This is a genomic window from Halomonas saccharevitans, from assembly GCF_900116405.1.
Lineage (GTDB): Bacteria > Pseudomonadota > Gammaproteobacteria > Pseudomonadales > Halomonadaceae > Halomonas > Halomonas saccharevitans.
Map to the genome: position 1 here is coordinate 1 of NZ_FPAQ01000067.1, position 8,388 is coordinate 8,388.

The window sequence follows — 8,388 nt, forward strand, 5'->3', positions numbered from 1 at the left end:
CCGCGACACCACCTCCCGATACGACACCCGCCACTGAGCCCAAAGACGAAGACCCTCATGGCTTCCGTTCACTTGTCCAGTCGCTGAGGGAGCGCAGCAACAACCCGAAGGGCTCCGACGCCTAGAACGTCAGCCGCTCGAACGGCCGCCCGGTGAGGGCGGTGTAGGCCACGGTGTTCTGGATGTTGGCGTGGCCCAGGTACTGCTGCACCGTGCGCAGATCAACGCCCTGGTTGATCAGGTGCACACCGCAGGCATGGCGCAGCGCATGGGGGTGCCAGGTCACGCCCAGCACCCGCTGACTCAGCCGGTGCAGCATGCGTCGGAAGCCATCGGCGCTGACCGGCGCCCCCCGCTCGCTGACGAACACCAGTCCCGATGCACGGCCGCTGTCGCGCTGATAGCGCTTGAGCGCTCGCACGGTGTCGCCCTGGAGCGGATGCGTGCCGTCCCAGCTGCCCTTGGCACGGCTGACGCGCAGCTCGTGATGCACCAGGTCGACGGCCGACCAGCGCAGCCCCACCAGCTCCGAGACCCGCAGCCCGTGCTCGAAGGCCAGGCGCAGCATCAGCGCGTCGCGCCGGCCGTGGCGATTGTGCCGAATCGCGCCGCGCATCAGCCGCTGCACCTCGTCACGGGTCAAGTGCAGCCGGCCACGCGCCGCGTCGTTGGCGGCGCGACTGCGTACTGTCCGGGTTTCAGTGGCTGGCGAGGCTGTTGGGGTGGGGTGTCGGGGCCTGTCGGGCACGGGCGGGAGCGCTCCTGGTCGCGGTAACTGTCCGGGTTCTAATTGAAAGCCAGACAGTCGCAGTCGCTTCAAGACAAGTCAACGCAGGGGAGAAACGGCATGGTCTCATGCCTTTCCTTCCTGTCGGCAACATAAGCACATGGGGGATTAGTGGTTTTTAAAATTCATGTAATTCACGATACAATGTGTCCTAAGGACACATTGTATCGTGTATCAGTTAGTTGTCAAGGAAAAACCCTTAAGAATCAGCAAAAAACTTGACAAGCTTTATCTCTCCTGCTATATACGTCCTTAGGACGTATATAGCAGGAGAGAGGACGATGCCCATTTCGGTAGCTGATGCACTAGCCGACTGGTTGCTGAACGACTACCCAAACTCAGCAATACATAAGAGAATGCTTCACGAAAGAATACTAATCCTTTATAAGGAAAGAGAATACAAAGGGGAGAAAATATCAAATATACAAAACAAGTTCCCTTCCTCAGCACAAATAACCAATTACATAGAAAAAATAGAGAGATCGGGAGTCATAAATCCAGAGGGGGAAAAATCTTTTTTCCATAGAGAATCACGATTCTACATAATTACGGCAAAACCTCCATCTAGCACAGAAGAGGCTCTTTGCTCTATATTTCCATACGGATATATTTCATATATCACTGCTATGCAGTGGTATAGCATAACAGACAGACTTCCTAAAGTTGTTTACTATACAACGTGCAGTAAAGAAGAATGGAGAAAGAGATACTTAGCAGAAACCTTAGATAGAACTGGTCTTCATAGCTATGCCAAAGACTTGATACCTGCATTCCCTATATCAGGGAAGTATTTCGGGAAACAAGTTCACGTATCTACAACAAAAAATTATCGAGAACCACGTGAGGGGGAGAGTGGCATAAGAGTTCAAGAGATAGGCGAACTTTTCACATGTATGCTGAAGAAGCCCCAGTGGTGTGGGGGATCAACCCATGTAGTAGATGTCTATATGGAATATGGGAAGGTTTTCAAGAACAAAATCATAAAGTATGTGGATCAATATGGTGGAGCTATAGATAAAGCCAGGGTCGGGTTTCTTTTAGAGACCGTAATGGGAGTGAAGTCTAAAACAATAGAGGAGTGGAAAAAAGAAAAAGGAAATGAGCGAGGATCTTCTAGGGTTTTATTTCCAGGTGAAGAATTCAGCAAAGTTTATAGCCCTGACTGGAATTTATCGATAAACATTGAGGAGCTTGAAGAATATGGGACAATCGATTGATGAATGGGTTGATGATCCATCATCAGGGGAAAACGAATTTAGGCGGGCGGTCAGGATAATACTGAAAGCCATATCACTAGATGAAGAACTATCTGAAAACATGGTAATGAAAGGGGGGATCCTCTTAGGAATAAAATACAAAAGTGGTCGTTACACAACTGATATTGATTTCTCAACTTCTGAAAAGCTTGGCTCGCTAAATATTGAGGAGTTCGAGGAAAATCTTAACGAACGACTTTTAGAGGCCCAGGTATCTCTTGTAGAAGAAATAAGGTGCATTGTCCAAAGCATAAAAATACAACCTAAAAAAAGGCCCGACGCTACCTTCCCTTCTTTAAAGATAAGTATAGGTTACGCTAAAAAGACAGACGCTTCCAAAATTCGTAGACTAGAAAGCCTACAATCTCCTCAAAAGGTTTCTATCGACTATAGCTTTAATGAAGTAACAGGAGAAACTGAGGATTTAGAAGTCGACAAAGAAGATGGAGAAAAGATAAAAGCCTACGCTTTGATTTCGCTGATAGCTGAAAAAATTAGATCCATATTACAGCAAGCCGCAAGGAACAGAAATAGAAGGCAGGATATATACGACTTACATCACCTCCTGAGGAGCTATGCTGATCATAGCCACGAAGAAAAGATCTTAGTCTTAGAGACATTGATACAAAAATCATCAGGAAAGGAGATTGATCATCTCCTAAACCAAAATGGACTTGATGATCAAGATGTTATGGATAGATCAGCCAGAGACTACCCTTTGCTTGCCGACGAGATAGAAGGAGATCTCCCAGGATTTTCAATTGCTTATGAATTCGTCAGAGATTACTACAAATCTCTTCCATGGGAGATGGCTTAAATGGATTTACAATATTTCCGATCTCAAGGAGAGAGGCCTGAAAATCTGGATCTTTTCACCTGCTTATCCATAGGAAAATATTCATTCTTTATCTTGGCTGACGGTTACGGAGATTCTTCTGAAGAAGATATAAATCATTACCTTCAAGAAATTTGCTTAAAGTTAATCAACCCCCACCAAAAATCGGAACTATCAGATGTTTTGAAAGACACCATTCCAGAGAGGGCATGGATGTCTATCCTCATTGCAAAAGTTTCAAAAAATGAAATAGAGGTTTGTTCTATTGGAGACTGCAGAGCTTATATTAACGAAAGGTTAATCACATCTGATGACTCTCTGGCTTGGCAAAACCTGTCTAAAAGAAAGTGTTTCGGAGACGTGGCTAAGCTAGTTGCACATCACCCTCTTAGACATAAGCTGACTGATTCTATGACTCCTCAGAGAAGAAAGGGTATTATAAAAAAAAGAGAGGCAATTTATAATGGTGACACTATTATCTTTTGCACTGATGGAATTTGGCCTATCTTCCATGAGGATATTTGTTCTGGATCTTTCAGTGTTAAAGATATCGATGTAAAAACCGAAGATAACAGCTTGGCTGTAAGCATTATGTTATGAGCATAATTTTCAACATTTCGCGCCTTATCTTGATCCAATAAGCGGGACAAGTTCACGCTTTTATCCTATCCTGGTGGGTAGCCCAAACCTACCAGGAGCGCCTCATGGCCCTACGCCGCATCAGCGACCTCGAGCAGTCGTTCAAGAGTCGAGACGGTAACGTCATCGAGTGGAAAGCACCGAGCCGCTGGCTCTATCGCTACGAGCGCGACCGCGGCGCCGTAGGAATGGAAACCGGCCCCGGAACCGGTGAATTCCTGTGGTACGTGCTCGAGAGGAACAACCTCACCCACGCCAAGCGGCGCGTGTTCGATCTCATCAACGAGGACGAGCTCTGATGGGGCGGAAGCGCGTGATTGTGCCGGAGGAAGCCTCGCTGTGGCTGGGCGTTCTGCTGGATGCAGCCTTCGATTCGACTTCAACCGCCCTAGACCTGAAGCGTAGCGCCGACGTGTTGAACCACACGGGACCTGGGCACAGCTGGCAGGCTCGACACGGCCAGGCCGATCTACTGGCAATCGCCAGCGACCTTACCCAGTACCCTCATGACTACAGCGATACACGACGCGCTGAGCTACTGCTGGCCTGGGCCGAGCGCTGGGTTCAGCCGGATGATTGGCAACGCCTCCAGGGACGGGTCCGGAAACGCCGCCAGCGGACAGCGTAACCAACGGTGCAGCATCCCCACCGGAACTAGAGAATCGATCAGTTCCCAACGCCGTGCTCCAGTCTCCCGATCAGATCCAGTACCTGCTGAGGATCTTCCTCCATGACATCGACAGGGCGCTTGCCTCCCAATCCCTTGGCCTCCCGATGCAACCAGCGCTCTGCTGCGGCCCGATCCCCCTCAAACAGCTCAAGCGCCGCCCGCCAGACAACGTTTTCGTCCTTCTGAGCACCTGACATATCACCCTCTCCTTTCATACCGTCGTACAGCACCACCGCCGCTCCGGCCTCTCCTCGAGGCCCGATCTGTGCAACATCCCCACCGGTCATCCGGGCGACCTCGAGGACCAACTATGCAGCATCCCCACCGGTCCCCTCGGCAGCCTCGAGGGCCATCGGTGCAGCATTCCCACCGGTCACCGGGGCCGATCTCGAGGCCAGCTGTGCAACATCCCCACCGTCAAACAGGCTGGCCGGCAACGCTTCCTGTGCAGCATCCCCACCTATTCATGCTTGATCCGGCGCACATAGGGCGGCCGCTTCGGGACCGCCGGCAGCGCTTCGCCCTTGCGCCGAATCCGCGACCAGTCGCCCTTCATGTCTCGAATCAGGGCTTGTACATCATCCCGGACCCCACGAAACCCGGGCATCTTGCGCAAGCTATGAATGGCTTGCCGGAGCTGTCGGTTGCGGGTCTCGCGATCGGACCGCTTCACCGCGTCGCGCAGGCGCTTCTGCCACTCTTCGCGCCGCGCCTTCACCAGCCGCCAAGTCCAGATATTGTCGAGCCGGACCAGCTCATAGTCGGCCTGCCAGAGCTCCGAACACCAGTAGGGATTGGGCATGGTGATCCGCTTATCGCGGGCATCCTGAAGATCCTCGTAGAACCGGGCCGGATGCGCGTCATCGACCAGCAGCCACCACACGGCATGAGGCTGACGCGGCGGCAGGTAGACCACCAGGAACCCATTACCGGCACCATGGCGGCGTCGGCGGCGCCGCTCGTTCTTGTCCGCGGCGGTGGCATAGCGGGACGCAAACTTGGCCTCGAGGCGAGCGATCTTCTCCCGCGGCACGACGCCTGAGATCCAGCGGACGTAGCCGCGACGCACCAGATCCTGCACCCGCTGCATGGCAGCGGCCTTGTAACGCATCGATCCCATGTGACCTCCCGGTGAGCTGACACAGAGAGGTAGGGCCGGCGGTGACACCATGGTCCTGAATAACCAGATTTTCGGTGCGGAGACTCCGCATGTAAAAGATTCCAAGGGCGCACCGCCATCAAGTGTCACCTCGGCCCCTACCTCTCGACGAGTGCCAAACCACGGGGTGTGCCAGCCCCTCAGCGAGGGGCTGCCACCCCCTTGTTTGCTGCTGGTCACGGGTGCCAACCGTGACCAACTCGCCGTCGCGCAGTGCGGGTAATTCCGCTCGCTGCGAGGCAACGGGCGCTCGAGGCTGAAATGCCTCGTTCGACCCAATCCAGGGCACCGGGATTGGGCGACACGGACACGGGCAGCCGGGTAACCGGAAGGGCCCTGTCACGCATCGAAAGTGGGTGAGAGTCCCACCGGCGGGCGGCGGGTGACCGTCGAACGCATGCCGAACCTGTGGGCGCGGCGCTGGGGGAAACCTCAGCGGGCCAGACAGCCGAAAGGACCGGTCTGGCGGCACCATCTCGCGCAAGCGGGGTGGGTCGACGAATAGCTCAAGCAGGTAACGGCGCCCCGCGAGGGTGCTGTTCGGAGTGTCATGCAGCCATGCTCCTCGGGAGCTGGCCATGGGCGAGGAAGTGATCAGGGAGTACCGGAGCCGTTTTGGAATCTTGGGCCTGGGAAAACCGGCAACGCCGGCGAGGTGCGCAGCACCAGACATCCTGATGACGGAGTCCAGTGGCGGTATGGCACGCAGTAGGGCGTGACTAACGTGGGAAACCCTACGGCCGAGGAACCGGATGGCACCGGTGAGGCTAGGGGTGGGAGCGGCGTTGAGTAGTGTTCGAGCTGACGGGCGGTATGGCCGAAGCCCACAGCGAGATCCTGGGCAACCAGGGCACACGAAAGACGCCAGCGAGTGTGGGAGGGGCACTCCTCCCTCGCAGCAGGCAAGACGGCAACATCGATGACAACCGGCACGGCGGGTGGCACCGCCAAGACCGGATGAGCGTTTGACCAGGGTGGCACCTGGTGTTCATTAACCGACCATCGCACCGCGCAGGACCGGCCGTGCGATTCATTCAGGAGGTATTCAACGCCCCTCTTCGGAGGGGCATTCTCGTTCTCCCTACCCAGGGACGTCGGCTGCTAGGATAAGGGCAATCGTGCCCCCACCACCCGAGGAGAAACCCATGACCCCCTTCAGCTGGCTTATCCTGGCATTCGCCGTGCTCATGACGGCGGTCTGCGGCTTCACCTTCGTGCAGATCCTGCGTAGTGGCCATCAAGCCCAACAGCGCTCATCCCACAAAGCACGCCGTCACCTCTCCCGCCACTGAGTGTCACCCCGCCCCCTACCCCTTTCTGCCCAACCGCGCCGAAGGCGCCTTCGTACCCGCACTATGGGTGATGCGTGTCGTGAGGCGGCGTGCTTTAGCGGCCAAGCCTGATCTGAGGCGCGCAGGCGCGTAGCGCCTCGATCGCGCCGATCCCTCGACTTGTCGAGGCCTTGTGTGGCCGCAGGCCACCAAGGCCGCCGTAGGCGGGGCGGAGGGCGAGGAACGAGCCCGGAGGGTAGGCGAGCGCATACGCGCTCTTTTCTGTACTTTTCTACTTTTCCCCTTTTAGGGGTTATAAGGCTTTGAAATGAAAAGGTTTTTAGGGCCAAAAGGGGACGGATTCAGGGCCAAAAGGGGACGGATTCAGGGTCAAAAGGGGACGGATTCAGGGTTGTTGAGGGGACGGATTCAGGGTAAAAAGGGACACTATTATAATGTCCCTAAAATAGAAGGGCGTAACACCCTCCTCGAGTTGGAGCTCCAAGGATGAATCAGCCCCAAGTCTATAAAAGCAACGCTCTGGTCGAGGCATCCTACCGTCTAACCCCCGCTGAACAACGCATCATGCTGTGCTGCATCTCCCAGGTGCGCAGGGACCAGACGCTTACCGATGAAGTGATGTATCGCGTCAGCGTGGCCGACTATGCCGCACTGGTGGGAACTGACTCCCATTCCACCTACAAGGAAGTAGCGGATGCCGCCCTTCGCTTGAAACGTCGAGAGGTGTGGCTGCGAGAATTTCCCAACGGAGATGGGCAGCGGCCTAGAACACTAGTCACGGGCTGGGTGCAATCCATCGCCTATATCGAGTCAGAGGGACACATAGAACTGCGCTTCACTAAAGACATGCTGCCATACCTCACGCAACTCTCGGAGCGGTTCACTCGCTACGCCCTGTCCGATGTGGCCAAGATGACCAGTTCCCACGCTATACGGCTGTATGAGCTGCTATGCCAATGGAGGGATGCAGGTAAACGAGAGGTAGCGATCGAATGGCTACGTGACTCTTTCCAGCTCGGCGACAAATACCCAGCACTCAAGGATTTCAAACGCCGCGTGATAGAGCCCGCCGTGGCACAGATCAATGAGCACAGCCCTCTATGGGTGAAGTGGGATCAGCGCAAGACCGGTCGCCGCGTATCCCACCTGGCATTTACCTTCGGCGAGAAAGCCCAGAAAGCCCCCCAGAAGCCGCGCAAAGGCAAGACCAAGGGGAAGGCAGGGGGAAAGGCTCCCAGCGCCTCAGGGTCGATCTACGGGATTCCTATGGCGGTTATCGAAACGCACGCTAGGCCGGGTGAGTCTCACGAAGACGCCGCACTGAGAATCCTCGAGGAGCGCAAAAATTAAAAACGCTGTTGAGGCGTGATTTTTCACGCCTCTCTGAAAGTCAGGCTAGGATGTCTGCAACGGCAGACATGCAACCAACTAGGCATCCATGCAACTGACTATCCCGAAGGCGGCCAAGCTGTACGGCAAACATCGTTCTACGATACATCGGCATATCGAGGCGGGCCGCCTGTCGTGCGGGTTCCGAGGGGATGGAACCCGCGTCCTGGAGATGGCAGAGCTGATTCGGTGCTACGGCGAGCCCGAGCATCTTCCAGACGAAATGCAACCATCTGCAACTCCTCACCAGGAAGACATGCAACAGGCGATGTTGCAGGCGTTGCACGCCATGCACAGTGAACTTGTCGCCCTTCGCCAGGAGGTCGCCGAGCTGCGTCAATTGCCCCCCCCTGCTGCACAA

10 protein-coding genes are annotated in these 8,388 nt (G+C 55.0%); 7 read left to right on the plus strand and 3 right to left on the minus strand.

What is annotated here, in order from left to right; genetic code table 11:
- Positions 1–121: 121 nt before the first annotated feature.
- A complete protein-coding gene (locus BM388_RS17110) occupies positions 122–643 on the minus strand; it encodes a tyrosine-type recombinase/integrase (RefSeq protein ID WP_245781588.1) in 522 nt (173 codons plus the stop codon).
- A gap of 425 nt (positions 644–1,068) precedes the next feature.
- Here BM388_RS17110 and BM388_RS17735 point away from each other — a divergent pair, with 425 nt between their 5' ends.
- The 4 genes from BM388_RS17735 to BM388_RS17120 all read left to right on the plus strand — a co-directional run bounded on the left by BM388_RS17735 (position 1,069) and on the right by BM388_RS17120 (position 3,816).
- Positions 1,069–2,004 carry a hypothetical protein gene (locus BM388_RS17735; RefSeq protein ID WP_139233986.1) on the plus strand — a complete coding sequence of 312 codons (936 nt, stop codon included), beginning with the start codon at positions 1,069–1,071 and terminating at the stop codon, positions 2,002–2,004.
- Positions 1,988–2,860: a nucleotidyl transferase AbiEii/AbiGii toxin family protein gene (locus tag BM388_RS17115; RefSeq protein WP_089852403.1), complete on the plus strand. Its 873-nt coding sequence runs from the start codon at positions 1,988–1,990 to the stop codon at positions 2,858–2,860. Before BM388_RS17735 ends, BM388_RS17115 begins: the two co-directional genes overlap by 17 nt.
- Positions 2,861–3,478: a hypothetical protein gene (locus tag BM388_RS17740; RefSeq protein ID WP_139233987.1), complete on the plus strand. Its 618-nt coding sequence runs from the start codon at positions 2,861–2,863 to the stop codon at positions 3,476–3,478.
- A 104-nt stretch (positions 3,479–3,582) separates the two neighbouring features.
- Positions 3,583–3,816 (plus strand): hypothetical protein, encoded by a 234-nt coding sequence (locus BM388_RS17120; protein WP_089852405.1) that lies wholly within the window; start codon positions 3,583–3,585, stop codon positions 3,814–3,816.
- A 367-nt stretch (positions 3,817–4,183) separates the two neighbouring features.
- Here BM388_RS17120 and BM388_RS17130 read toward each other — a convergent pair whose 3' ends face one another.
- Positions 4,184–4,384, minus strand: a complete 201-nt coding sequence (locus BM388_RS17130; RefSeq protein WP_217641103.1) for an antitoxin Xre/MbcA/ParS toxin-binding domain-containing protein — start codon at positions 4,382–4,384, stop codon at positions 4,184–4,186.
- A gap of 263 nt (positions 4,385–4,647) precedes the next feature.
- Complete coding sequence (locus BM388_RS17135) at positions 4,648–5,307, minus strand: hypothetical protein (protein WP_089852409.1); 660 nt, start codon at positions 5,305–5,307, stop codon at positions 4,648–4,650.
- A 1,184-nt stretch (positions 5,308–6,491) separates the two neighbouring features.
- Between BM388_RS17135 and BM388_RS17935 the strand changes: the two genes are divergently transcribed.
- The 3 genes from BM388_RS17935 to BM388_RS17940 all read left to right on the plus strand — a co-directional run.
- Entirely contained in the window at positions 6,492–6,638 is a 147-nt protein-coding gene (locus tag BM388_RS17935; RefSeq protein WP_175535149.1) for a hypothetical protein, read from the plus strand.
- 486 nt (positions 6,639–7,124) lie between these two features.
- Positions 7,125–7,988, plus strand: a complete 864-nt coding sequence (locus BM388_RS17140; protein WP_089852411.1) for a replication initiation protein — start codon at positions 7,125–7,127, stop codon at positions 7,986–7,988.
- Between the two features lie 88 nt (positions 7,989–8,076).
- Positions 8,077–8,388, plus strand: a 312-nt coding sequence (locus BM388_RS17940) for a helix-turn-helix domain-containing protein (protein ID WP_175535150.1), incomplete at its 3' end; no start/stop codon positions are given.